At 31.4% G+C, this 24,220-nt stretch carries 24 protein-coding genes; 12 read left to right on the top strand and 12 right to left on the bottom strand.

Annotated elements, in window-relative coordinates:
• Window positions 1-4 precede the first annotated feature (4 nt).
• The 4 genes from EAH81_RS19085 (at window position 5) to EAH81_RS19070 (ending at window position 6,979) form a co-directional block, all read left to right on the top strand.
• A complete protein-coding gene (locus EAH81_RS19085) occupies window positions 5-331 on the top strand; it encodes a helix-turn-helix domain-containing protein (RefSeq protein ID WP_140510128.1) in 327 nt (108 codons plus the stop codon).
• Between the two features lie 183 nt (window positions 332-514).
• Entirely contained in the window at window positions 515-1,732 is a 1,218-nt protein-coding gene (locus tag EAH81_RS19080) for a TPR end-of-group domain-containing protein (RefSeq protein WP_140510126.1), read from the top strand.
• A 630-nt stretch (window positions 1,733-2,362) separates the two neighbouring features.
• Entirely contained in the window at window positions 2,363-4,141 is a 1,779-nt protein-coding gene (rpsA, locus tag EAH81_RS19075; protein ID WP_089480965.1) for a 30S ribosomal protein S1, read from the top strand.
• 138 nt (window positions 4,142-4,279) lie between these two features.
• Entirely contained in the window at window positions 4,280-6,979 is a 2,700-nt protein-coding gene (locus EAH81_RS19070; RefSeq protein ID WP_140510123.1) for a T9SS type A sorting domain-containing protein, read from the top strand.
• A gap of 292 nt (window positions 6,980-7,271) precedes the next feature.
• Here the strand turns inward: EAH81_RS19070 and EAH81_RS19065 are convergent, their stop codons facing one another.
• Both EAH81_RS19065 and EAH81_RS19060 read right to left on the bottom strand, forming a co-directional pair.
• The gene (locus EAH81_RS19065; protein WP_140510189.1) at window positions 7,272-7,793 is read right to left on the bottom strand and encodes an ExbD/TolR family protein; all 522 of its coding nucleotides are present in this window, start codon (window positions 7,791-7,793) and stop codon (window positions 7,272-7,274) included.
• A 93-nt stretch (window positions 7,794-7,886) separates the two neighbouring features.
• Complete coding sequence (locus tag EAH81_RS19060) at window positions 7,887-8,819, bottom strand: cation diffusion facilitator family transporter (RefSeq protein WP_161595833.1); 933 nt, start codon at window positions 8,817-8,819, stop codon at window positions 7,887-7,889.
• A gap of 210 nt (window positions 8,820-9,029) precedes the next feature.
• On the opposite strand from EAH81_RS19060, the gene EAH81_RS19055 reads away from it, so the two are divergent.
• On the top strand, window positions 9,030-9,584 hold the full coding sequence (locus tag EAH81_RS19055; RefSeq protein WP_140510118.1) for a fasciclin domain-containing protein: 555 nt from the start codon (window positions 9,030-9,032) through the stop codon (window positions 9,582-9,584).
• 434 nt (window positions 9,585-10,018) lie between these two features.
• On the opposite strand, the gene EAH81_RS19050 is transcribed toward EAH81_RS19055, so the two are convergent.
• From EAH81_RS19050 to EAH81_RS19020, 7 genes are all read right to left on the bottom strand, one after another.
• A complete protein-coding gene (locus EAH81_RS19050; protein WP_140510116.1) occupies window positions 10,019-10,864 on the bottom strand; it encodes an EamA family transporter in 846 nt (281 codons plus the stop codon).
• A 113-nt stretch (window positions 10,865-10,977) separates the two neighbouring features.
• A complete protein-coding gene (locus tag EAH81_RS19045) occupies window positions 10,978-11,118 on the bottom strand; it encodes an SsrA-binding protein (protein WP_140510114.1) in 141 nt (46 codons plus the stop codon).
• Between the two features lie 147 nt (window positions 11,119-11,265).
• Entirely contained in the window at window positions 11,266-13,020 is a 1,755-nt protein-coding gene (locus EAH81_RS19040; protein ID WP_140510112.1) for a M56 family metallopeptidase, read from the bottom strand.
• A 5-nt stretch (window positions 13,021-13,025) separates the two neighbouring features.
• On the bottom strand, window positions 13,026-13,394 hold the full coding sequence (locus EAH81_RS19035; RefSeq protein ID WP_140510110.1) for a BlaI/MecI/CopY family transcriptional regulator: 369 nt from the start codon (window positions 13,392-13,394) through the stop codon (window positions 13,026-13,028).
• A 27-nt stretch (window positions 13,395-13,421) separates the two neighbouring features.
• Complete coding sequence (locus EAH81_RS19030; RefSeq protein ID WP_140510107.1) at window positions 13,422-15,005, bottom strand: M56 family metallopeptidase; 1,584 nt, start codon at window positions 15,003-15,005, stop codon at window positions 13,422-13,424.
• Between the two features lie 5 nt (window positions 15,006-15,010).
• Window positions 15,011-15,379: a BlaI/MecI/CopY family transcriptional regulator gene (locus tag EAH81_RS19025; protein ID WP_140510105.1), complete on the bottom strand. Its 369-nt coding sequence runs from the start codon at window positions 15,377-15,379 to the stop codon at window positions 15,011-15,013.
• Window positions 15,380-15,893: 514 nt separating this feature from the next.
• Window positions 15,894-17,111 carry an MDR family MFS transporter gene (locus tag EAH81_RS19020; RefSeq protein ID WP_140510103.1) on the bottom strand — a complete coding sequence of 406 codons (1,218 nt, stop codon included), beginning with the start codon at window positions 17,109-17,111 and terminating at the stop codon, window positions 15,894-15,896.
• Between the two features lie 97 nt (window positions 17,112-17,208).
• On the opposite strand from EAH81_RS19020, the gene EAH81_RS19015 reads away from it, so the two are divergent.
• The 7 genes from EAH81_RS19015 to EAH81_RS18985 all read left to right on the top strand — a co-directional run bounded on the left by EAH81_RS19015 (window position 17,209) and on the right by EAH81_RS18985 (window position 22,257).
• A complete protein-coding gene (locus tag EAH81_RS19015; protein ID WP_140510101.1) occupies window positions 17,209-17,808 on the top strand; it encodes a DUF1684 domain-containing protein in 600 nt (199 codons plus the stop codon).
• Window positions 17,808-18,455 carry a TatD family hydrolase gene (locus EAH81_RS19010; RefSeq protein WP_140510098.1) on the top strand — a complete coding sequence of 216 codons (648 nt, stop codon included), beginning with the start codon at window positions 17,808-17,810 and terminating at the stop codon, window positions 18,453-18,455. The genes EAH81_RS19015 and EAH81_RS19010 overlap by 1 nt, the downstream gene beginning before the upstream one ends.
• Window positions 18,456-18,528: 73 nt before the next feature.
• A complete protein-coding gene (locus tag EAH81_RS19005) occupies window positions 18,529-19,245 on the top strand; it encodes a ThiF family adenylyltransferase (RefSeq protein WP_140510096.1) in 717 nt (238 codons plus the stop codon).
• Between the two features lie 196 nt (window positions 19,246-19,441).
• Entirely contained in the window at window positions 19,442-20,104 is a 663-nt protein-coding gene (locus EAH81_RS19000; RefSeq protein ID WP_140510094.1) for an HAD family hydrolase, read from the top strand.
• 69 nt (window positions 20,105-20,173) lie between these two features.
• The gene (locus EAH81_RS18995; protein ID WP_140510092.1) at window positions 20,174-21,016 is read left to right on the top strand and encodes a DUF2911 domain-containing protein; all 843 of its coding nucleotides are present in this window, start codon (window positions 20,174-20,176) and stop codon (window positions 21,014-21,016) included.
• 300 nt (window positions 21,017-21,316) lie between these two features.
• Window positions 21,317-21,841: a TetR/AcrR family transcriptional regulator gene (locus EAH81_RS18990; RefSeq protein WP_140510090.1), complete on the top strand. Its 525-nt coding sequence runs from the start codon at window positions 21,317-21,319 to the stop codon at window positions 21,839-21,841.
• A 2-nt stretch (window positions 21,842-21,843) separates the two neighbouring features.
• Complete coding sequence (locus EAH81_RS18985; RefSeq protein ID WP_140510088.1) at window positions 21,844-22,257, top strand: nuclear transport factor 2 family protein; 414 nt, start codon at window positions 21,844-21,846, stop codon at window positions 22,255-22,257.
• On the opposite strand, the gene EAH81_RS18980 is transcribed toward EAH81_RS18985, so the two are convergent.
• The 3 genes from EAH81_RS18980 to EAH81_RS18970 form a co-directional block, all read right to left on the bottom strand.
• Window positions 22,258-22,887: a hypothetical protein gene (locus tag EAH81_RS18980; protein ID WP_140510086.1), complete on the bottom strand. Its 630-nt coding sequence runs from the start codon at window positions 22,885-22,887 to the stop codon at window positions 22,258-22,260. It abuts the gene before it with no gap.
• 79 nt (window positions 22,888-22,966) lie between these two features.
• Window positions 22,967-23,446 (bottom strand): hypothetical protein, encoded by a 480-nt coding sequence (locus EAH81_RS18975; protein ID WP_241676595.1) that lies wholly within the window; start codon window positions 23,444-23,446, stop codon window positions 22,967-22,969.
• A gap of 193 nt (window positions 23,447-23,639) precedes the next feature.
• A complete protein-coding gene (locus tag EAH81_RS18970) occupies window positions 23,640-24,143 on the bottom strand; it encodes a hypothetical protein (RefSeq protein WP_140510082.1) in 504 nt (167 codons plus the stop codon).
• Between the last annotated feature and the right edge of the window lie 77 nt (window positions 24,144-24,220).

The raw sequence follows: 24,220 nt of genomic DNA, 5'->3' as shown, positions 1-24,220 counted from the left end.
AATTATGGCAAAAACAGTAATTAAGTCATATTCTCTTTCTGAAATGAAAGACGAATATATAGGTGAAATAGGAACATTGGAAAGAGATAAGTATGAATATGAGCTTAGTATGGATGTTTTAGGAAGAATGATTAAAACAGCAAGAAAAGAAAGAAACTTAACTCAAGAACAACTTGGAGAATTGATTGGTGTTAAAAAAGCTCAGATTTCCAAATTGGAAAGTAGTGCAAATAGCGCTACTATTGATACAATAATTAAAGTTTTTAAAGCATTAAAAGCTGAAATAAGTTTTAAAGTAAAAATTGAAAATAAGAATTTGCTAGTTTCATAAATCTTTGTAAAAGTTTAAAAACTTTGATAAAGGTAATCATGTGCAGTAACTCCGATAGTCTTAAATTCTCTGATAGAATCTGTCGGGCTTATTGTTTTAAGGCTTTTTTGTTTGAATAAAAAAGAATAACTTTAATAATTCATTTTTAAGGTATTAATGATGCTGAAGATTAAAATATTTGTATTGCTTTTATTTGCAATTTCAGGGTTTTCTCAAACTAAAGCCTTGTATGATAAAAGTGTAGAAGCCTATAAGAGCAAAGATTATATTCAGTTTTTGAAATTGGCGAAAGAATTAGATAGTATTCGTCCGATGCATCCCACTTTTACTTACAATTTAGCTTCGGCTTATTCCTTAAATGGTAAAAAGGAGGAATCTTTAAGCGTTTTGAAGACTCTTGTTCTGGCTAATAATACGATAGCTTTTGAAGATGACTCTGATTTTGATCCAATTAAAAAAGACAAAGGTTTTAAAGATTTATTAGAACTTAAGGTTTTCCAATCTAAAACAATTGAAAGCTCTGTTGAAAAATTAAGCCTTTCTGAAAAAGATTTGCATCCTGAAGGTTTAATTTATTTAGATAAGCACAAACTTTGGTTGTCATCAAGTATTCGAAATAAAAAGGTTGTTTCTTTTGATGAAAAGGGTAAATGCACGGATTGGTTTACGGATTGTTCGTATTCAGTATTTGCTTTAAAGACAGATTATGATCAGAAATATTTATGGATTACTTGCTCGGCAATTCCTGAAATGAAAGGTTTTTCGAAAGAGATGGAAGGCAAAAGTGAAGTTTTGAAAATTGACATAACAACCAGAAAATTAATCAAACGTTATACGATCGAGGGAAATCATGTTTTTGGAGATCTTGTAGTAAGTAAAAATAATGATATTTATATTTCGGATAGTGCTGAACCGATAATCTATAAAATAGAAAAAGAGAATTTGGTTTTATGGAAGGATCTTCGAAAAGAAGCTTTTAATCTGCAGGGAATTACATTAAATAAAAAGGAATCAAAAATATTTATCGCTGATTATCTTAAAGGAATTTTAGCAATAGATATAAAGAGTAAAAAAGAAACCTGGTTAGAATTTCCTGATAATGTCTCTAGAAAAGGAATTGATGGATTGGTTTTTTATAAGAATTCATTAATCGTGATTCAGAATGGAGTAGTGCCAATCAGGATTGTGCGTTACAAACTTGACGAAACTGAAAATAAAATGATTGATTTTACGGTTTTAGATAATAATAGAAACGTTTTTAATGAGCCGGCTTTAGCTACGTTAATTAAAAATAAAATGTACTTTTTTGCAAATTCTCCGTGGAAATTTTATGATAAAAATTTTCAATTAGATGAAAGTAGATTTGAAAATCCGAAGTTATTTGAATTGATTTTAAAATAAACCTTTGTCAAAGTTTTGAAAACAAGGGTGTAAGGAACTTTGGAAAAGCTTATATTTAAAGCGGTTCTGCGTATTTTTGTCATTTCGACGGAGGAGAAATCTTCGCAAGTAACTCGACAAAGATTAGCAATTTTGATTACGGAGCTTCTCGCGAAGATTTCTCCTCCGTCGAAATGACAATATTTGGGCTGTTTTGTGTAAAATATTACTTTAAAATCTTTGCCAAAGTTTAATAATTAAAGCTCCTCACATTCTTGGTTTCAAAACTTTGACAAAGGTAATTGCGCGTAGTCAATCTGTCGCGTTTGGCTCTAAAAGTGTTTAATGACTACTAAATCTCTAATATAGCCCCGATAGAGCCGGTATCCTTTTTCTGGCTTTTTCAGACAGAAAAAGATAAAGGTGAAAGCGGGACTGAAGGTCTTGAAAAATCTTACAAGATCTGCTCCTGAACAATTGAATGATAATCATTTTGATTTATTTTGCTATTACAGAAAAATGTATTAATTTTGCAAACCTTTTGGCAGAGAAGAGTTTCCATTAGGTATCAACTATTTATGTAAAACAACTTCTGTTTTTTCTATCGCTTTAAGAAACTCAAGAAAAACAGAATACAAATTTTTTATCAGCATGTCTGAACAATTAAAATCACAAGAAGAGTTTTTAGCAAATTTTAACTGGCATAACTTCGAAGAAGGTATCGATGCAGTAGATGAGAAAAACTTACAAGAATTCGAAGACTTAGTATCAAAAACTTTCATCGCTACAGATCAAGAAGAAGTAGTTGAAGGTGTAGTTGTTAGAATTACAGATAGAGACGTTATCGTTGATATCAATGCAAAATCGGAAGGTGTTATTTCTTTAAACGAATTCCGTTACAACCCAAACTTAAAAGTTGGTGACAAAGTAGAAGTATTAATTGACATCCGTGAGGACAAAACAGGTCAATTAGTATTATCTCACAGAAAAGCACGTACTATTAAATCATGGGATAGAGTTATTTCTGCAAACGAAACAGGAGAAATCGTTAATGGTTTTGTAAAATGCAGAACTAAAGGTGGTATGATCGTTGACGTTTTCGGAATTGAAGCTTTCTTACCTGGTTCTCAAATTGATGTTAAGCCAATTAGAGACTACGATGTATATGTAAACAAAATGATGGAATTCAAAGTGGTAAAAATTAACCACGAATTCAAAAACGTTGTTGTATCTCATAAAGCGCTTATCGAAGCTGATATCGAAGTACAGAAAAAAGAAATCATCGGTCAATTACAAAAAGGACAAGTATTAGAAGGTGTTGTTAAAAACATTACTTCTTATGGTGTGTTCATTGACTTAGGTGGTGTTGATGGATTAATTCACATTACTGACCTTTCTTGGAGTAGAATCAACCACCCAAGTGAAGTTCTTGAATTAGACCAAAAATTAAACGTTGTAATCCTTGATTTCGATGATGAGAAAACAAGAATTCAATTAGGATTGAAACAATTAAACGCTCACCCATGGGATGCTTTAGATGCTAATTTAACTATTGGTGATAAAGTAAAAGGTAAAGTAGTTGTAATCGCTGATTACGGTGCATTTATCGAAGTTGCTGAAGGTGTTGAAGGTTTAATCCACGTTTCTGAAATGTCATGGTCTACTCATTTACGTTCTGCTCAGGATTTCGTAAAAGTTGGAGATGTTGTTGAAGCTGTTATCTTAACTTTAGATAGAGATGACCGTAAAATGTCATTAGGTATCAAACAATTGACTCAAGATCCATGGACTGACATTACTTCTAAATACCCAGTAGGTTCTAAACATACAGGTATCGTTAGAAACTTTACAAACTTTGGTATTTTCGTAGAATTAGAAGAAGGAATTGATGGATTAATTTACATCTCTGACTTATCTTGGACTAAGAAAATCAAACACCCATCTGAATTTGTAAATGTTGGTGAGAAACTTGATGTAGTTGTATTAGAATTAGATGTTGAAGGACGTAAATTATCTTTAGGTCACAAACAAACTACTGCTAATCCTTGGGATCAATACGAAGATTCTTTCGCTGTAGGAACTATCCACAATGGTGAAATTTCTGAAATCGTTGACAAAGGAGCTACTGTAGAATTCGGAGATGATATCGTTGCTTTCATTCCTACTCGTCACCTTGAAAAAGAAGACGGAAAGAAATTGAAAAAAGGTGATACTGCTGATTTCAAAGTAATCGAATTTAACAAAGAATTCAAAAGAGTAGTTGCTTCTCACACTGCTATCTTCCGTGAAGAAGAAGAGAAAAACGTGAAAACTGCAACTGAAAATACTTCATCTAACTCATCTACAAATGCACCAGCTGCAACTTTAGGAGATAACAATGACGTATTAGCTGCATTGAAAGCTAAAATGGAAAAAACTGAGAAAAAATAATTCTTAGTTTCCTCTAAATAGAAAGTCCCACAGCAATGTGGGACTTTTTTTTGCGCTATATTTTTAATTTTAAGAAAATTTAACAAATAAAGTTGTGTTATAGTCTTAAAAACTTATTTTTGTTGAAAATTTATATATATGAAGAAATTCTACTTTTTAGTTCTGGTATTATGTTTATGTAGTTCTTTAAGAGGCCAGAATATAGTTTTTGCAAATTCGACTTTTAAGAGCCGACTGATTACTGCTAATGCAGAAAATGGTTTTGCAAAAGATAAAAATGGTGTTAATATTATAATTGACACTAATGGAGATAAGGAAATTGATGCTTCAGAAGCACTACAAGTTTATTATCTGGACGTTAGCACTAAAAACAATAATGATACACAAATGTTTAATATTATAGGTATTGAATATTTTAAAAATCTTAGATCTTTAAATTATCGATCAAATAGAGTTTCCGGAGCAGATTTAAGACCTTTGGTATATTTAGAAGATTTAGACTGCAGTTATAATACTGATTTTCCGACCGGCATTAATCTTGAAGGACTTAATCTAAAACGGCTTGATGCATCTGGTACAGGTTTAATGAAGCCTTATTTAACAGGAGAAGGAAATGTTGGACTTTCGCAGTTTCCTAATTTGGAAATTTTAATTTGTAATAGTACTACCATAACAGCGATGAATTTCTCAGGCTTAAAAAAACTTAAAACTTTAGACATAAGCCAAAATATGCTGCAAAATATAAATCTAACTGATTTAGTTAGTTTAGAAAAATTAGATTGTGTTCATAATTTATTGTCTGAATTAGACTTTTCAGCTTGTAAAAACCTAATTAGTGTAAATGCTTCACAAAACAAAATCTCTACTTTAGCAATAAAAGATATGCCAAAATTAGAAGATATTGTTATGGATGAAAACAAGCTTCTTAAAGAAGCAAATCTGGAAAATCTTCCTTATTTAAAAAAACTGACCATAAATAATTGTATTCTAAATGTGTTAAATCTTTCAGGTCTTAGTGCATTAGAATCCTTAAATTGCAGTGATAATAAATTATTAAATTTAGATTTAAAAAAATGCTCAGGTTTAAAAAATGTAAGTTGTAATTTTAATTCTTTATTAACTTCTCTAGATATTTCAGGGTCAGAAAGTTTAGAGACATTAAATTGCTCAAACACGTCATTATCAGCTTTAGACTTAAAAAAGAACTTGCATTTACAGATTCTAATAGCTTCTACGACTAAAGTTGAGTTTTTAGATTTGTCGCCATTGAAAGAATTACTTGATGTAAGCCTAACAGGTAATAATTCATTGCTTTATTTGTTGTTAAAAAACGGAAAAACATATAAAACTTATTTCTTAAGTGCACCAAAACTAAAGTATTTATGTGTAGATGAGGAGAATATTAATTATTATAAAGAGATATTAACCCAGAGCGGGATTGATAATTGTGAAATAAATACCTATTGTAATTTTGTTCCGGGTAATTCGTATTATGTTATTAGTGGAGTACATAAATATAATTTTGATAATAAGGGATGTATAGCAAACAATTCAATATTTCCAAATTTAAAATATACAATTACTAATGGAACAAATACGGGCATTTTTTATTCTGCAAATAATTCTTCGTATGCAATTCCGGTTCAGGCAGGCGTGATTTCTATTAGACCATTTGTAGAAAATCCTAATTACTTTACAGTCTCGCCAGAATCAGTAACTGTGAATTTTCCAACCGAAGAAAGTCCTTATACACAAGATTTCTGTATTTCATCAAATGGAAATCAACCGGATTTAGAAGTTGTTTTAATTCCTACAGAAGCCGCACGTCCGGGTTTTGATGCAAAATATAAATTAGTGTATAGAAATAAGGGAAATATTACACAGTCAGGTACTGTTAATTTAACTTTCAATGATGCTGTTTTACATTTAAAAACTTCGGATCCTTCATCAGAAAATCAAACAAGTAATACTTTATCGTGGAGTTTTTCAAATTTAGCGCCATTTGAAACTAAAGAAATAATGTTAACTTTTAAATTAAACAGACCAACAGATATTCCTGCAGTTAAGAACGATGACATATTAAAATATAAAACAACTATTACCTCGCAAGATACAGAAAAAACGCCTCAGGATAATACATTTGAATTAAATCAAACTGTTGTTGGTTCTTACGATCCAAATGATAAAACTTGCTTAGAAGGATCAGTTATTACGCCAAGATTAATAGGAGAGTACGTGCATTACTTAATTCGTTTTGAAAATACAGGAACATATCCTGCACAAAATATTGTAGTAAAAGATATGATTGATTTATCAAAATTCGATATTACAAGTTTGATTCCAACAAGTTCAAGTCATTCTTTTGTAACCAAAATTTCAGAAGAAAATAAAGTAGAGTTTATTTTTGAGAATATTAATTTGCCTTTTGATGATGCTACAAATGACGGTTATATTGCTTTCAAAATAAAAACGAAACCAACATTGGTCACAGGAGATTCTTTTACAAATGATGCAAATATTTATTTTGACTATAATTTTCCAATTTTAACCAATAAAGCAATATCAACGTTTAAAACATTAGGAACACAGGACTTTGAGTTTTCAAATTATGTCACTTTGTTTCCTAATCCTACAAGTGAGGTTTTGAATATTAATGCTAAACATGATATAGAAATACAGTCATTATCTATTTATGATATTTTAGGACAATTGGTTATCGCTATTCCAAATGCAAAATCGGTTTCTAATATTGATATATCAAAGTTAAGAACTGGAAACTATTTTATAAAAGTAAAATCAGATAAAGGAAGTTCGAGTATGAAGTTTATTAAAAATTAGAAATATATAAATAGAAAGTCCCACAGCAATGTGGGACTTTTTTTATGATTTTTTTGTTTCAAGTTTGTAAGTTTGAGTGCCCCGAAGTTCCGGAAGAGAGCTTTTTCTAATTGGAATTTAAAAATTGAAAGTTATTTTTCAGGAGCTATTTCCAGCTATCATTCCAAACGAAGTTCACTGAACTCCGATTAAAATAAATATAATGTGAAGTAATCTTTTATGCCGAACACCGGCACAAAAGGATTTTCCCTTCTATCTGGGCTAGGGCAGTTATCTTCAAAAGAAGCTTTGGTTATTTTAAAGCCAATAATTTTGTTTCTTCGGGAGTAAAATCATCTAAAATAGAATAGGATTTTATTCCTGTTATTTTCATTTCATCAAGAATCTCAACCAAATTACCATAATTGGAGTTTTTACTTGGTTTAATAATTACAATCATACTTCCTGGTTTCACACCTTTAGAAGCATATTGAAGCAAGACATTTTTTCTTTTCAGTAATTCTTTTCGAATACCATCTTTACCGTATTTTATTTCTTTTGGAGCAATTATTGGAGATTCTAAAATACCCATATAATATATTAGCTTATTATTTTCGCCCAACATTACAGTTATTGATCGATTTTCGCCTTCATATCTTGGATAACAGTCACAGCAATCATGATTTGGAAAATCAAGACTTATACTTTTAGGTTTTGCTAACTCAATTGTAACCATAAAAAATATAATCAGCAAGAAAGAAACACTAACCATTGCGGTCAGATCAACTCTTGTACTTAACTTTTTGCTTCTTACTTTTCGATCTATATTTTGCATCATGATAAATAAGTTTTAAGTTAATTAGTGTGTTATCTATTGAAAAAATGTTAAATAAATATAATAAATAAAACAGAATGACAAGATTTAATTTTAAATTGTTTTCCATTCCTGGAAATCTGGTTCGATATAAAGCCATTTTACTTCGGGACGTTTTGTGCGTAGTTCATTTTCAAAAGCATTAATTAATAAGCTAATATCTTGAGTCGTGAGATCGGGAACAATTTTAATTTTTATGCAAACCAAAACTTCTCCCAGACCTTGCTGGACAGTTCTGCAATTTAATACTTCGGTGATATTATTTTCAGCTTTAGCAATTTCGTGTATGATTTCTAAAATTTCAGGATCGGCACTTTCGCCAATCAATAATGATTTTACCTCACTTGCCAAAAAGATGGCAACCGCAATTAAGACGATTCCGATACAAAGCGAACCAATTGCATCATAACGGCTATCACCGGTGTAATGTGAAACTAATAATGCAATTAAAGCTAGGAACAACCCTAAAACTGCAGCTGCGTTTTCTCCAAAAATAATAATCAAATCACTGTCCTTTGTAACGTGTAAATAGCGAAAAAAGGAGATTAATTTTTTACGTTTTCTAATTTCTACAATGTTAGAAATCATGGCGTAACCTTCCATTACAATCGAAAAAAGAATGATTCCAATTGCCCAGCCAATATTATGCACAGGCTCTGGATTATTGTATTTATGTACGCCTTCATAAATTGAAAACATTCCGCCAATAGAAAACAAAAGCATTGCCACCATAAAAGACCAGAAATAAACCGATTTTCCATATCCAAATGGATGTTCATCATCGGCATCTTTTTTAGCCTGCTTTACGCCAAGTAAAAGCAGAAGCTGGTTTGCGCAATCGGCTGTAGAGTGAATAGTTTCGGCCAACATTGCGCCGGATCCGGTCATAAACGCCGCAAATCCTTTTGCTACAGCAATAGCAATATTTACCAGTAAACTTTGAATAATATGTTTTGTTCCGGATTCGGATTGGTTTTGATTTTCCATTAAAATGAATTTTATTCTTAAAATTAGTAATAATAAAAAGACGAAAGTCATTCTGATTTTAAAAATAATTAAAAATAAATTTAATTTTTAAAGTCTTGTTTTACAGTGGTTTTTACGGATTTTATAATGAATTTGAATCTTTTTTGAATTTTTAATAAAACCAAATCGAAAACTATCCCGTAAATGAGCTTATAACTTAAAACATTCATTATGAAAACTACAAAATTTTTAGCCGTAGCAATTTTAGCACTAGGATTTGGATTTACATCATTTGCACAAAAAACTGTAATGGTTGGTGGAGCTGCAATGTACCCAAACAAAAATATTATTGAAAATGCCGTAAACTCAAAAGATCATACAACATTGGTTGCTGCTGTAAAAGCTGCAGGATTAGTAGAAACATTACAAGGTAAAGGACCATTTACTGTTTTTGCTCCAACAAATGCTGCATTTGATAAATTACCTGCAGGAACTGTTGAAACATTATTGAAACCTGAAAACATCAAAACGTTACAAACTATTTTGACCTATCATGTTGTTGCCGGAAAATGGAATGCATCTGATATCGCAAAAGCAATTAAAGCGGGTAAAGGAAAAGCTAGTATTAAAACTGTAAGTGGTGGAACTATAACTGCCTGGATGGACGGGAAAGATTTATATATCAGCGACGAAAGCGGAAACAAAGCTAAAGTTACAATTGCAGATGTGAATCAATCAAATGGTGTAATTCATGTAATTGATACTGTATTACTACCAAAAATGTAATTAGAATCTCCAATAAACAAAAGTCTACAATGCAAAAAAGTCCTGTAAATTACAGGACTTTTTATAAGTATCTATTTTTATAAATATATAAAATTGATAATGTGTTAATAAAGAATATAAAAATCAACGTAGTACTGTCACTTTCTCTACCACTAATTAAAAAAAGTAAATCAATTACTGAGATTAGAATGATCAAACTATATTTAATTTGTTCTTTAATTAAAAGTATATTTTTCGTAAGAAAGTAGAAGGCAATGGAACAAAGTAAAATTATAATTTGAGTACCGAATAAAAAAATTGATACAATTATTAATGTTCTATTATCAGTTTCTTTAATAGATGTAAACCAGAATAAGCCCCAAATTAAAATCGAAATTAAATATATACCGTTAATAATTTTAATAAATTCAATTAAATTTTTTTTCATTTAAAACTTATCGTTTAGTTGTTAATGTCGATCCTACTGACGCAATAATAACACAGCCTACAGCCAGGATTTCATAAAAGTTAAGTTTTTCCTGCAAAAATATAAAAGCACAAACAGAAGCTGCAGCAGGCTCTAAGCTCATTAAAATGCTAAAAGTACGGGGAGGAAGCTGTCCTAAAGCTTTCATTTCTAATGTAAACGGAATGGCACTGGACAAAAGCGCCAATGCAACCCCCATTCCAAGAAGTTTTGGAGTTAGATTTACTAATCCGTTTTCGTAAAAACCAAACGGAAGTATTAAAATAGCACCAAATAACATTCCGGTAGCAACTGCTTGTCCGCCGTGCATGATTTTAGAAACTTTTCCACCTAGAACAATATAAGCCGCCCAAAGTGCTCCCGCCAAAAGTGCAAATAAAACTCCTAATGAATCGATACTATTATTTGACCACGGAGCAATGAGTACAATCCCAATTGCGGCGAGTATAACCCAGCAATAATCTATTAAACGTGTTGAACCGATTATTGCAACCAATAGAGGACCAATAAATTCCAGAGTAACGGCAAGTCCTATTGGGATTCTTTCTATTGCCATATAAAAAATCAAATTCATTGCCCCTAAAGCCAAGCCATATGGAACAACAATTTTCCATTGATCGGGAGTGATTTTTTTTAAATTTGGTCTGTAAGCAATTAGTAAAATTATAGCCGAAACTCCAATTCGTATTGACGCGGTTCCTGCTGCTCCAATTGCAGGAAATAAGGTTTTTGCAATTGCGGCACCACATTGTACACTTATAATAGCCAGAAGGACTGCGTAAACCGGAGGGATATTGAATTCTTTATTTTTCATGAGAACAGTAAAGTGAGATAAATGAGAAATGTATCAGGAAAGAAACATCTTTTATCTCTTAAGAAGAAAGCGTTGTTGAAGCGAAGTTCAACTATTTAAAAGATATTTTTATATTATTGCAAAGCTCGTTTTGTAACAAAAGCCCGGTAACCTATAATTGACATTTGCCATTTTTTTGCTTTCGAAATATCCAAACCTTGCTTGGTAAAACTCGGTAAAAGGAGTTTGTTTATTTTGGCTAAAATTTTATACATAGTAGGTTAATTTTTGGCAAAGATATAAAAAAAGACCTTGCGGTTAGGCAAAGTCTTTTGATTGAGGTTTTAAATGTCTATTGCACATTTAAAACGGAGTTATTATCTAGTTAATTCGCTTTACTTTTATATTGTTTTGATATTGAATTATATCCTTTTAATATCTCTCTCCACTTTTTTCATGTTTTTCTCATGAGCTTTCATATTTTGCTCATACACTTTCATATCTTTTTCAAATTGCTCCATTTTCTTTTCGAAATCTCCTCCAAATTGCTGGTCTACATATGCGCCATATTTATCCATTTCTGCTCCAAATTTTTCCATAGCGATTTCATACTTTTCCATTTCTTTATCATAAACAAGTTCACGTTTTGACATAATATCTTCTACTTGATTTTGATAAACGTCCAATTTTGGTTGAAATGCGTCCATTTTTTTCTGAAATTCTGCCATCTTTTTGTCAAAATTTTCCATAGCCACTTTATCCTTTGTATTTCTTGGCAGAACAGGAGGTTTTGGCATATTTGACATATTAGGCGGAGCCGGCAGCTCTAAATCTTTTGGTAATACAGGCATTACCGGAGCAATTGGTGCTGGCTGTAATTCTGGTGTTGCAGGAGGCGTAGGAGGAACCGGCGGAGCCATTCTGTCCGAGTCATTATAATTTTCGATTTCTGCTACACGACTTTGATAATCAGTTGACTTATCACTTTCTGTATCTGTAACAATACCAATTTTTTTAACACCGTTCTTTTCAGTTGAAACAGAAATTGCAAAGCTGTCTATCGCTTCATCACCATCAATTTGAATGGTTTGAACCTCTTCAGTTCCTTTTTTAATATTGATTTTAATCCCTATTAATTCGTTTTTAGCGTTTCTCTTTATGTTAGAAACGGCAACATCTGCACCATGATTCTTTTTTAGTTTTTCGGCTATTACTTTTATTTCCTGATCAGTTGTGTTTTTATTAATGTTATAAATATCATCTGAATCATTCGTTTTAGAAATTTCCTGAGGTTGATTTTTCTCTTGTGCGATGGTTTTAATTTGAAACAACAGTACAAAAGCGACAAGTGCGGGAATTATTGCATAATACTTCCAATAGTTCCATTTTTTTGATTGATTTTTGTTTAACATGACAATTCGTTTTTTGATTAATGATTGATAAAAATGATTGGTGATTGCAACACATGATTCGTGTGTTGTTATTTTTAAAAGCGTGTATTGATACGCTTTTTTGTCTGATATTTTTTTGGCAGCTTCATAATCAGCAATAAATTCAAGGTTCTGAAGAATAGCTTTTTTATACAGCCAAATAATTGGATTGAACCAAAACAGCACGCAGAATACCCTTGAAATCAGAACATCCATGGTATGATTTTGATCGCTATGCACTTTTTCATGCTCAATAATATTTTCTAATTCCAAAGCCGTATACATTGATGAGTTGTACACGATATAATCAAAATAAGAAAAAGGGGCAATATTCTCGCTTACATCTATAAACTTAAAATCAGCTTGCTGGTGTACTTTTTTCCCTTTTAAGACGGAGTTTAAACTATAAAAATCAAGTGCAAATTTTATTATCAAGGCAAGAAACCCGATACTATAAATAGCAAGTACTACATAATTCCAGTTGATCTCAAAAGATTTTTGCTCGATTATATGCGGAATATAAGCTCTGGAATAATCCATAGTAGATATTGGCATTGGTGTAGGATCGATCCAAACGATTTTGGTATAAACTAAAAACGGCAATACAATTGAAGTTATTAATCCGGCAAGTAAAAACCATCTATTACTATTAAAGAATGTTTCTTTGCGCAGCAAAAAATAATATGCACAGTAAAACAGCAGCAGCAATCCGCTTGATTTTACGATAAAAATGAAAAGTGCTTCCATAATACTTATTTTACTTCTTGAGGAGTTTCTATCATTGCCAGGATTTCGCGTAATTCTGCTGCCGAAATTTTTTCTTCTTTAGCAAAAAAGGAAACCATACTTTTATAAGAACTATCGAAATAATTATCAATTGCAGTACTCATAAATCCTTTACTATAGTCTTCGATAGTTACAATTGGGTAATATTGATGTGTATTTCCAAAAGCATTATGTGCTACATATTCTTTTTCCTCAAGATTACGAACAATAGTTGAAAGCGTATTGTAGTGAGGTTGATCTTCTTTGATTTCCGTTTGAATCTCTTTTACAAAAGCTTTTTTAAGCTTCCATAAAATATGCATGATCTCTTCTTCCTTGTTGGTTAGCTTTTGCATAATTTTAGTTTTTAAATGCAATTCAAATTAGTCTTTTGTTTCAATAATAATTACTCCATTAGCACCTTCTTCTCCGTATTTAACAAGAGTTTCAGCATTGCTTTTTAAAACCGTTACTGATTTGATGTTATTCGGATCAATCAGCTTGGAATCATCTTTGCTAACATTACCGATTACGACTCCATCAACGATATATAGCGGATCGCCATATATTTTTAAAGTGGAATTTGCCTTACCTTTAATAACAACTTTTGTATTTGTTTTTTCGTCTACATTAGTGTTTATAACAGTGTTAGTAGCGGTGCTAACAGTGCAATTAGTTTTTGTGCTAGTATTAGAATTAATGTTAACATCAGTATTAGTTTTAGAGTTTTGAACTTTTATTATTTCAACTTTATGCGCTTTATCACTAGAATCGCCAACTTGATTGTTTGCAACCAGACTGATTTTCTTAGAACCATCATCAGCCGTTGTGATCATAATTCCGCAATCTTTAATTCCTTTGTCACCAAGAACCTCATATTCCTGAACTTGCTCTGAACCTCTTTTTGCGTGTACTTTTATTGCAATTATTTCGTTTTGAGAATTTCGTTTTAATTCCGAAATTGTAAAATCAACATTGTGATTTAGCTTTAATTTTTCTGCAATGATTTTTAAGTCATGATCTGTAGTTGTTTTATTGATTTTGAAAACTTCAACAGATTTACTTTCTTTTTTAGAAACTTCAATAGTAGTACCCTTTTTCTCCTTTGCAATTACTTCAACTTGAAATAAAAGCACAAACACAACAAGAGCAGGAAGTACCGTGCAGTACTTCCAGGAGCTGCTCTTTTTTGATTGATTTTTGTTTAACATAATGATTCGTTTTTTGATTAATGATTGATAAAAATGATTGGTGATTGCAACACATGATTCGTGTGTTGTTATTTTTAAAAGCGTGTATTGATAGGCTTTTTTATCTGATATTTTTTGGGCAGCTTCTTTGTCAGCAATAAATTCGAGATTTTGAACGATTGCTTTTTTATAAAACCACATAATTGGATTGAACCAAAACAACATACAAAACACTCTTGAAACAAGAACATCTACGGTATGATTTTGATCACTGTGAACTTTTTCATGTTCGAGAATACTCTCTAATTCTGATGCTGTGTACATTGATGAGTTGTACACGATATAATCAAAATAAGAGAAAGGCGCAATGTTTTCTTTTACATCTATAAACTTAAAATCAGCTTGTTGTTGTATTTTTTTTCCTTTTATAATGGAGTTTAAGCTGTAAAAATCTATTCCAAATTTGATTAAAAAGCCAATGAAACCAATACTATAAACAGCAATAATGACAAGGTTCCAATTGATTTCTAAAAACTCACTTCCTATATTTTGAGAATTAAGTTGTGTATAATTTATATTTAAAGCAGGAGCAGGGTTAATCCAGACCACTTTGGTGTAAACCAAAAAAGGCAATACAACAGAAGTTATTAAACCCGCCAATAAAAACCATCTGTTACTGTTGAAGAATGTTTCCTTGCGCAACAAAAAATGATAAGCAATAAAAAATAAAATGATCAGTCCGCTTGACTTTGCTATAAATATAAAAAGTGCTTCCATAATGATTATTTTTCTTCTTTAGGAGATTCAATCATTGCCAGGATTTCACGTAATTCTGCTGCCGAAATTTTTTCTTCTTTAGCAAAAAATGAAACCATATTTTTATAAGAACTATTAAAGAAATTATCAATAGCCGTATTCATAAACTTTTTACTGTAAGTTTCCAGAGTAACAGCTGGATAGTACTGATGTGTGTTTCCAAAAGCATTATGTCCCACAAAACCCTTTTCCTCAAGATTACGCACAATAGTCGAAAGTGTATTGTAATGCGGTTGATCTTCAGTTATTTCTGCCTGAATTTCTTTTACAAAAGCTTTTTTAAGCTTCCATAAAATGTGCATGATTTCTTCTTCTTTATTGGTTAACTTTTGCATGTTTTCTAATTTTAATTCAAACCTACAACTATTTTTCTAGTTACACAACTATAAAACTAGTTATTTAACTAAAAAATACGTTTGAATCGATTTTAAAGTGTAGAAAACCCATCTTACGTTGAAATGAGAAAAAAATTTTACCAAAGAGCTATCGTGAGTGACTAAAATTATTTCACGCAGATTTTAAATGGATTTAAGCAGATTGAGCAGATCTTTTTTTATTTAACCGTAATCCTGCAAGGTTTGGTAAACCTTGTAGGTATGCATTTTTTCTGCGTAAAATATTTTTTCACACAGATTTACTTCGCCTGTTGCTATCGCTCGGGTTGCAGATCGAGCAGATTTTTCCTCTTTTTATCCTTTATCCGAGTGCGCAAAGTTTTTTTATGTGTAAGACTTTAAACAAACACAGAGATCGCAAAGCTTTGTGATCTCTGTGTTTGTTTAACCATATAAGTATAAAAACTTTGCGCACTCTGTGGTAAATTAGCTAAACAATTGGTAAGAAAAGATTTTAAGAAACCTTCTCTCTTAGTAATGCCTGCTTAATCCAAAAGCAGCAAAGTGTAGCAAAAACTCCAATACAAGCCATAAACAACCAGTTGATTTGATAACCTAAACGGGAAATAATCTCGAAACCAACCTTCGAACTAATAATATGAGCCAGACTAAAACTCATAGTATAAAGTGCCATGTAACGACCTTCTTGTCCACGTGGGGCACGACTAAGCGCAAAAGCATTCGAAAAAGGAAAGGTCAGAATTTCTCCAATTGAAATGCAAATCATGCTGACTACCAAAATTCCAGCCCAAACATTAATTAGCAATAAGAAGAAACTCAACGCCATTACAAATGATCCCAGAATAATAATTCTTATTTTGGGGAAACCTTTTCTTTCCATAAAACCAACCGTTGGCATTTCTAAAGCAAAGATTAAAAGCCCGTTTAAAGTCATCAATAATCCCGTTTGAAACTCACTCAAACCAAATTTCTCATTATGATATAAAGGCAGCGTTGTAAAAAGTTGAAAGAAAATCATTGCCGTAACAAAACTCACAAACAAAAATACCCAAAAGATTTTATCGTGAAAAACAGATTTGATTTCTGCTGCGCTCTCCATTTTATCTTCATGGACAACTTTTTTCTTTTCCTTAACTAATAGTGCAAATATCGAAATAGAGATAATACAAGACGCTCCGTCAACCCAGAATAAGCCTGAATAACCAATTCCCATAATAATCAAACCTCCCAAAGCAGGTCCAGCAGCAAAACCAAGATTTACCGCCAAACGCACCAAAGTTAGTGCTCGTGTTCTGTTTTCGGGTTTTGCATAAGCACCCAACGAAACAAACATCGCTGGTCTGAACATATCTGCAATCGTCATTAATATAAACATGGCAATACAAAGTGACCAAAATGTTGTGATATACTGTACGAAGAAAAGGGAAACTCCGCTTGTAAATAAGCTAAAAATCATGATTTTGTAAAACCCAATTTTGTCTGATAATTTTCCGCCCAACCAGGAACCTAACATTGATCCAAGACCAAATGCAACCATGATCCAACCGACCTGATTATAAGTAAAATGAAGATCTTCTTTTAAATATTTTGATAAAAAAGGAAGTACCATCGTTCCGGCACGATTGATAAAAGTGACAATTGTAAGAATCCAAATTTCTCTTGAAAAACCTTTAAAATTGTTAATGTAATGGTTAAAAGCAGTTTTGAGCATTATAAATAAGTTATTTGCAACAAAGTTAAGAAACTTTGTACGGATCAACGGTTGCTGCTTTGTTACTTTTAAACTATTTTTGCTGAAAATTTCAAGGATGAAAAATGTTATTGCTTTTTTAGTATTGCTGCTCGTTAATTTCTGTTTCGGACAAAATAAATTTGATCAGAAGGAAACAGAAAAGTTTCAAAAGAAAATAAATTCAGAATATGCTGATGCTAAGACGAGTCCGTTGATGGAAGAAGATTTGAAGAGTTTTAAAACTTTAGATTTTTATCCTATAAACAGCAAATACTTTGTTGTAGCAAAATTCGAAAAAGCGCAAAATGAGAAAGTTTTTGAGATGAAAACAACAGGCGCGAGAACTCCAAAATATATTAAATACGGAACCTTATATTTTACTTTAGATGGTGTTGATTTGAAGTTGAATGTTTACAGAAATATTGAACTTTCGAAAACAAAGGAATATAAAGATCATTTATTTTTGCCATTCTCGGATTTGACTAGCGGAAAAGAAAGTTATATAGGAGGAAGATATATTGACTTAAAAATTCCAAAAGGAAATACGATCGCAGTAGATTTTAATCAGGCTTATAACCCTTATTGCGCTTATAATCATAAATATTCATGTCCGCTTGTTCCTTTAGAAAATGATTTGAAAGTAGAAATCAAAGCGGGAGTGAAAACTTTTCATTAATGGAATTCTTTAATTTTCATACACATCAATTTACAAATCAATCCAATATTTTGGAGTTGGTCAATCAATATCCGCAAGAATTTGATGCTTCAATTCCCTATTATTCGATAGGAATTCATCCTTGGTATATTAAGGAAGAACAAATTGATGCCGATTTGAAAATTATTGAAGAAAAATTGCAAACCAATAATTGTCTTGCTCTTGGCGAATGTGGTTTAGACAAACGAATTGAAATTCCGCTTGAACAGCAAATTATAGTTTTTGAAAAACAATTGGCTTTGGCCGAAAAATATCAAAAACCTGTAGTGATTCACTGCGTTGCGGCTTTTCAGGAAGTAATTGCGATTAGAAAAAAGATGAAAATTTCGGTTCCCATGATTATTCATGGATTTTCAAAAAACAGTCAAATTGCCGAACAACTTATCAAAGCCGGATTTTATATTTCGTTTGGAAAATATTTACTCAGAAATCCCGAATTAAAAACCGTTTTTCAGAACATACCAAATGAGCGCTTTTTTCTGGAAACAGATACAATCGAAGAAGGAATAAGGGAAGTTTATAATCTAGCATCTGAATATAAAAATATAGAAATTAAAGAATTGCAAGAGATTATTTCAAGTAATTTTGCAACTGTATTCGAGAAGTAAGAAGTTAGTTCGCAAACCTGAAACTTGAAACAAATTTAAAAAAGACAATTAAACAAAAATAACAATAGAATATATGGCAGAGTGGACAGAAAGAGCCGAACTTTTATTTACTAAAGAAGGATTACAAAACTTGCAAAACTCAAATGTTTTGGTGGTAGGTTTAGGAGGAGTTGGATCATTTGCAGCTGAATTTTTGGCAAGGGCAGGAGTAGGAAGTATGACAATTGTTGATGGAGATGTGGTAGATATCACTAATATTAACAGGCAATTGCCCGCTTTGCATTCAACAGTTGGTCAGCCAAAAATTACAATTGTAGGAGATCGTTTAATGGATATTAATCCGGAATTAAAGCTGACTCGTGTTAAGGAATTTTTGTCTCCGGAAAGAGCTTTTGAGATTATTTCGCCTGAGTTTGATTATGTTTTGGATTGTATTGATAGTATTACTCCAAAATTAAATCTAATCATTGGCGCAAAACGCAAAAGAGTAAAAATAATCAGTAGCATGGGCGCTGGCGGAAAAATGCTGGCTTCAAAAGTAAAAGTGGCAGATATCTCTAATACAGTAAACTGCTATTTTTCTAAAGCAATTAGGAAACGTTTAAAAGTTGAAAAAATAAACAAATTAAAAGTAGTTTTCTCTTCTGAAATTCAAGATGAAAAAAGCTTAAAATTAACTGACGGAAAAAACTTCAAAAAATCATTTTACGGAACTAATAGTTATATGCCAGGTTTATTTGGTCTTTATTTAGCTGAAACAGTAATCCGCTATTTGCTTAAAAAAGAGTAAAAAATTTTGTTTCAGGTTTCAGGTTTTCTTTGTTTCAAGTTATCACCGATGCGAACTTTGTCAAAGTTTAAAATTTTGACAAAGTTACCCCAAGTAAGAGGAATTTGAAACCAGAAATCCCTAAAAAAAGATGCACTGCGCCTCTACAGAAAAACCTTTGACCCTTTGTAACTTAGAACCTTTGACCCTAAAAAAAATGATTAAAACAGTAATTTTTGACATGGATGGTGTAATTGTTGATACTGAACCAGTTCACCGTTATGCTTATTACAAACAATTCTCAGAATTAAATATTGCAGTGGGCGAGGAAATGTACACTTCGTTTACGGGGTTTTCGACTCGAAATACGTTTCAGGCATTGAAAGGATTTTTTCCAACGATAGAGCATGAAGTAGAAGATTTAATTCAGCGAAAAAGAACCATTTTTAATGATGCTTTTGATACTAAAGAAGATTTGTATTTACTAGAAGGTGTAGAGGATTTAATTAAAGATTTGTACACCAACGGAATACAATTGATTTTGGCTTCTTCGGCGTCCAAAGTAACCATTGAACGTGTTTTTACAAGATTCAATTTGCACCAATATTTTACGGATATTGTAAGTGGTGAAGATTTTCCGCAATCAAAACCAAATCCGGCGATTTTTGTATATGCAGCTTCATTGTCAAAAGCACCAAAAGAAAATTGCATCATCATAGAAGACAGCACAAATGGTGTAAAAGCGGCAAAAGCAGCAGGAATTTATTGTGTAGGTTATAATAGCCATCATTCTAAATTGCAAGATCTGTCTGATGCTAATTTGATAATCAATAATTTTAAGGAATTAGACGCCCAAAAAATATCACAATTAGGCGCTTGAATTATATTAAATTTAACATTTGTTCCCTAATTGAATTTGTAAATTTGAAGGAACAAAATAAACTCACAAATGAAAAAACTACTTATTGCATTAGCCATTATTTTGGCTCCTTTTGCTACAGAAGCACAAATAAAAACACCACAAGCGAGTCCGAAAGGCTATATTAAGCAAACAGTTGGTTTAACTGACGTTGAAGTTACTTACTCAAGACCAGGCGCTAGAGGTAGAGCTGTTTTTGGAAATTTAGTTCCGTTTGGTAAATTATGGAGAACCGGAGCCAATGAAAACACAATCATTAATTTTAGTGATGATGTTGTTATTGATGGCAAGACTTTGAAAAAAGGAAAATATGCAATTTATACGATTCCTAAAATCGAAAGTTGGGAAGTGATTTTTTATCTTTCTACAGACAACTGGGGATTACCGGAAAACTGGAGCGACTCTTATGTTGCTTTAAGAACTACTGTAAAAGAAGATGCTTTACCAACACCAGTTGAGACTTTTACGATTGGAATTAATGGCTTAGACCCAAATTTTGGATACTTAGAAATGGCTTGGGAAAACTCTCATGTTGCTTTAAAATTTGAAGTTCCAACTGCAAAAGTAGCTACGTCAAGTATCGAAAAAGTTTTAGCCGGACCTACTTCAAATGATTATTTTGCTGCAGCTCAATATTTGTTTCAATCAAATGGAAATATAGAAACAGCTAAAAGTTACGTAGACAAATCATTAGATATGAGTACTGAAAAACCATATTTTATCTTAAGATTGAAATCACAGATTCAGGCAAAACAAGGTGATAAAAAAGGAGCTGTTGAAACTGCAAAAGCATCACTTGCCGCTGCAGAAGCTGCTAATAATCAAGATTACGTAAAATTAAATAAAGATAGTATTGCGGAATGGAGCAGATAATAATTCTTTGAATTATTAAATTCCAATCTCAATGGTTTTCGATATAAAAATCCAAATTCCAAAGCTTTAGAAGTTTTGGAATTTGGATTTTTTTTATGGGTTTAAGTTAAGTTTTGTCATTTCGACCGGAGGGAGAAATCACACGAGAAACTCGACAAAGATTGGTGCTTTTAGGCACGGAATTACTCGTGTGATTTCTCCTTGCGTCAAAATGATAATATCGCGTTTATAATTAAACATACAGACTTGTCTGTTTATATTTAAAATTGTATACATTTGTATTTCTAATTCATCATGCAAATGTCACCTAAAGAAAGAATCCTAGACACAGTTTCCCTATTATTCCACAAGCAGGGATATAATGCTACGGGCATCAATCAAATTATTGAAGAGGCAAAAGTAGCAAAGGCGAGTTTTTATCAGCATTTTAAATCAAAAGAAGATTTATGTGTGGCGTTTCTAAATCAGCGTCATGATTTTTGGTTCAATGAATTGGAAAAATTTACTTTAGATGAAAAAGATTCGAAATTGAAGATTCTAACTTCTTTTGACTTTCTGATCGCTATGAACCAGAAGGAGGATTTTAGAGGTTGTAGTTTTTTAAACCTTCTTTCTGAAATTCCTTCTGATAATATAAAAGTGCTTAAGGTAATTCAAAGTCATAAATTGGATCTCCGAAAATATTTTAAAAATATTCTCAAAGACGAGATTCTCGCAGATCATGTTTATTTACTTTTTGAAAGCTGCATTGTAGAAAGTCAGTTGTTTAAGTCAAACGATCTTATCGAACAATCTAAAAAAATCATTCAAACTTTAATTTTATAAAAATGGAACAGAAATTACCATTGCCGCCTTTCACCTATGAAACGGCATTAGAAAAAATTCAGTTAGCAGAAAACGCCTGGAACAGCCAAGATCCGGAAAAAGTCTCAAAAGCTTATACAGTAGACAGTGAATGGCGAAATAGAGATCAATTTGTAAATGGAAGAGAAGAAATCATTCGTTTTTTATCCCAAAAATGGGAGAAAGAAAAGAACTATAAATTAAAAAAAGAATATTGGGCGCATACTGAAAACAGAATTGCTGTAAGATTTGAATATGAATATCAAAATCTTGAAGGGAACTGGTTTAGAGCGTACGGAAATGAAAATTGGGAATTTGATTCAAACGGATTAATGCAAAAAAGATTTGCCAGTATAAACGATCTTCCAATAAAAGAAGAGGATAGAAAGTTTAAATAATTAGTTCAGACTTGGCGGTTCCGGAATTCTGATACTTCTTTTGATTTTCTTTACGATTAAGAGATAAAACGTGATTCCGCCTAAAATGATAAGAAGCGCAATTTGCAATTGCCCAAGACTATTATTTTTGTTATACATTGCATTTGCGCTTGCCAATTTTGCTTTTCCTTCCTGAATCTGAATTTGAGATAATGATTCTAATGTTGTCAAGGCTTGTTGGCTCAAAGCCACAATTTTGCCCCAATTTTTACTGGCGACGTGATTGTTTATTTCTTTGCAGGAGATTAAAAAAATATCAAAATATTGTTTCTCTTTATTGGTTAAAACTGTTTTTGCATACAAATCATCAATATTATGAATGATATTTAAAGTATGAATGATCTCATTTTTTTTGGTATTATCACTTAAATCAAGTTTTTCAGCTTCGGATTTTATGAAATGAAGTTCTTTCGAATATTGAAAAATATAATGTGCTACAACCAAACGATCATTGAAAATTGCATTGATATTTTCGTTTACATTTTTCGAATTTTGAAGCGTATTAAAATTACCTAATAAAATGATTAACATCACAACAAGCAAAATATAAGCAGCTTTAGTTTTATTGCTGTATTTTTTTAAATCTTTCATAGTGATGCGTTTTAAATTGATTTGTAAACCAGATTATCAGTTTTTTTGAAGAAATATAATCTTTAAAAAGACTTGACTTTTATTTTGAAAGCATTCCAACATCTAAGCTTTTCTCTATATTTTTTATGGCACCAATTGGCGCAATTTTTATAGATTTATTTCCTTTTTGAACATAGAAATAATAAATACTATTGGAGTTAATGAGAAAAATTTGTTCTGATTCGCCACTATTGTAGTTTAATGTGTTATTATATTTTACTTTATTATCCTTGATACGCTGCATAGTTATGTAACCGCCTGCAACTCCGGTTCCAATAAAAAAGGATAATAATATCAAAGCAAACATTTTAAAAGAAGCAAAAATGTAATATTTATTAATTTCCTCTTCTGATAATTCTTCTGTAGTTTTCAATTCAAAGATTTTCTGAAGTGTTTTATTCTCTTTGTGCTTTAGGTATAATTTCGGCAAATAATAATGAAGTACAAAAAGTGATACTACAAAGCCCAGTGTTATCGGATTTGAAGTAAACTCTGCAATTGGACTAATTAAGATGTCCATAATGGTAGAGTATTTTAGGATATTAATTCCTAATTGATAATAAAAAATACTCTCTTTAAGTATCCCTAATATGACAAGGTAAAGGTAACCTAGGGGAAGTAGTTTTTGTATTTCCTCTGAATATTTCATTAAATGGTTTGTTTTGGCGAATACTAAAATAGTACTTTTTATTACAAATATTCAATAAAGGAAGCTATATGTTTTTAATAAGTTTACCATTTTCAAAAACGCATTCTTTCTTTTCTCCTTTTTTATCTATTGAAAAAAGCTTTCCATTTTTTTTATTATTGGTATAAGGACAACTGTAAACTAAAATCCCATCTTTCAACTCTTCCTCTAGTTTTTTATTTCCGTTTTTTTCGTAATAAGTTGTAGACATTATTTTATGGTCAAATGAATACCTAACTTTCTTTTTTATTTGAGGGCTTTTCTCATAGTAGTAATCTTCATCCAAAATTATTACTTCTTTTCCATTAGCATAAACAGAGGTTTTGTTTAAAATTCCGTCAACAAATTCAATTTCAGAAACTAAATGGGTTTTGTGCTTAAAGTTTTGAACTTTACCAGTAAAAAGTTTATTGTCTTGTACCTTATATGCGATACTATCTTTTGCATAAATATCATTTCTGGATACTATTTCCTGAGAATAAATTTTTAAACTAAAAAGTATAATTATTAAGAGTAGATGTTTTGACATATAGTTTAATTAGTAGTTTTTTTGCTAAAGATCTTATGAAAGCAATATTCAAGATTGGAATAAAACTAAAAATTGAA

Origin of the sequence: Flavobacterium pectinovorum (assembly GCF_006438875.1) — a bacterium.
GTDB classification, from domain to species: domain Bacteria; phylum Bacteroidota; class Bacteroidia; order Flavobacteriales; family Flavobacteriaceae; genus Flavobacterium; species Flavobacterium pectinovorum_A.
Note: the sequence above shows the minus strand (reverse complement) of the source record. Positions and strands in the feature narration are given on the sequence as shown.

What these genes read in the sequence shown, in the direction of transcription:
- EAH81_RS19010 (WP_140510098.1), top strand. Translation starts at nt 17,808, where the DNA reads ATGGAATTCTTTAATTTTCATACACATCAATTTACAAATCAATCCAAT.
- EAH81_RS19005 (WP_140510096.1), top strand. Translation starts at nt 18,529, where the DNA reads ATGGCAGAGTGGACAGAAAGAGCCGAACTTTTATTTACTAAAGAAGGA.
- EAH81_RS19050 (WP_140510116.1), bottom strand. Translation starts at nt 10,864, where the DNA reads ATGAAAAATAAAGAATTCAATATCCCTCCGGTTTACGCAGTCCTTCTG.
- EAH81_RS18970 (WP_140510082.1), bottom strand. Translation starts at nt 24,143, where the DNA reads ATGTCAAAACATCTACTCTTAATAATTATACTTTTTAGTTTAAAAATT.
- EAH81_RS19060 (WP_161595833.1), bottom strand. Translation starts at nt 8,819, where the DNA reads ATGGAAAATCAAAACCAATCCGAATCCGGAACAAAACATATTATTCAA.
- EAH81_RS18990 (WP_140510090.1), top strand. Translation starts at nt 21,317, where the DNA reads ATGTCACCTAAAGAAAGAATCCTAGACACAGTTTCCCTATTATTCCAC.
- EAH81_RS19045 (WP_140510114.1), bottom strand. Translation starts at nt 11,118, where the DNA reads ATGTATAAAATTTTAGCCAAAATAAACAAACTCCTTTTACCGAGTTTT.
- EAH81_RS18995 (WP_140510092.1), top strand. Translation starts at nt 20,174, where the DNA reads ATGAAAAAACTACTTATTGCATTAGCCATTATTTTGGCTCCTTTTGCT.
- EAH81_RS19035 (WP_140510110.1), bottom strand. Translation starts at nt 13,394, where the DNA reads ATGCAAAAGCTAACCAACAAGGAAGAAGAGATCATGCATATTTTATGG.
- EAH81_RS19015 (WP_140510101.1), top strand. Translation starts at nt 17,209, where the DNA reads ATGAAAAATGTTATTGCTTTTTTAGTATTGCTGCTCGTTAATTTCTGT.
- EAH81_RS19030 (WP_140510107.1), bottom strand. Translation starts at nt 15,005, where the DNA reads ATGGAAGCACTTTTTATATTTATAGCAAAGTCAAGCGGACTGATCATT.
- EAH81_RS19085 (WP_140510128.1), top strand. Translation starts at nt 5, where the DNA reads ATGGCAAAAACAGTAATTAAGTCATATTCTCTTTCTGAAATGAAAGAC.
- EAH81_RS18985 (WP_140510088.1), top strand. Translation starts at nt 21,844, where the DNA reads ATGGAACAGAAATTACCATTGCCGCCTTTCACCTATGAAACGGCATTA.
- EAH81_RS19040 (WP_140510112.1), bottom strand. Translation starts at nt 13,020, where the DNA reads ATGGAAGCACTTTTCATTTTTATCGTAAAATCAAGCGGATTGCTGCTG.
- EAH81_RS19025 (WP_140510105.1), bottom strand. Translation starts at nt 15,379, where the DNA reads ATGCAAAAGTTAACCAATAAAGAAGAAGAAATCATGCACATTTTATGG.
- EAH81_RS19070 (WP_140510123.1), top strand. Translation starts at nt 4,280, where the DNA reads ATGAAGAAATTCTACTTTTTAGTTCTGGTATTATGTTTATGTAGTTCT.
- EAH81_RS19000 (WP_140510094.1), top strand. Translation starts at nt 19,442, where the DNA reads ATGATTAAAACAGTAATTTTTGACATGGATGGTGTAATTGTTGATACT.
- rpsA (WP_089480965.1), top strand. Translation starts at nt 2,363, where the DNA reads ATGTCTGAACAATTAAAATCACAAGAAGAGTTTTTAGCAAATTTTAAC.
- EAH81_RS18980 (WP_140510086.1), bottom strand. Translation starts at nt 22,887, where the DNA reads ATGAAAGATTTAAAAAAATACAGCAATAAAACTAAAGCTGCTTATATT.
- EAH81_RS19020 (WP_140510103.1), bottom strand. Translation starts at nt 17,111, where the DNA reads ATGCTCAAAACTGCTTTTAACCATTACATTAACAATTTTAAAGGTTTT.
- EAH81_RS19055 (WP_140510118.1), top strand. Translation starts at nt 9,030, where the DNA reads ATGAAAACTACAAAATTTTTAGCCGTAGCAATTTTAGCACTAGGATTT.
- EAH81_RS19065 (WP_140510189.1), bottom strand. Translation starts at nt 7,793, where the DNA reads ATGCAAAATATAGATCGAAAAGTAAGAAGCAAAAAGTTAAGTACAAGA.
- EAH81_RS18975 (WP_241676595.1), bottom strand. Translation starts at nt 23,446, where the DNA reads ATGGACATCTTAATTAGTCCAATTGCAGAGTTTACTTCAAATCCGATA.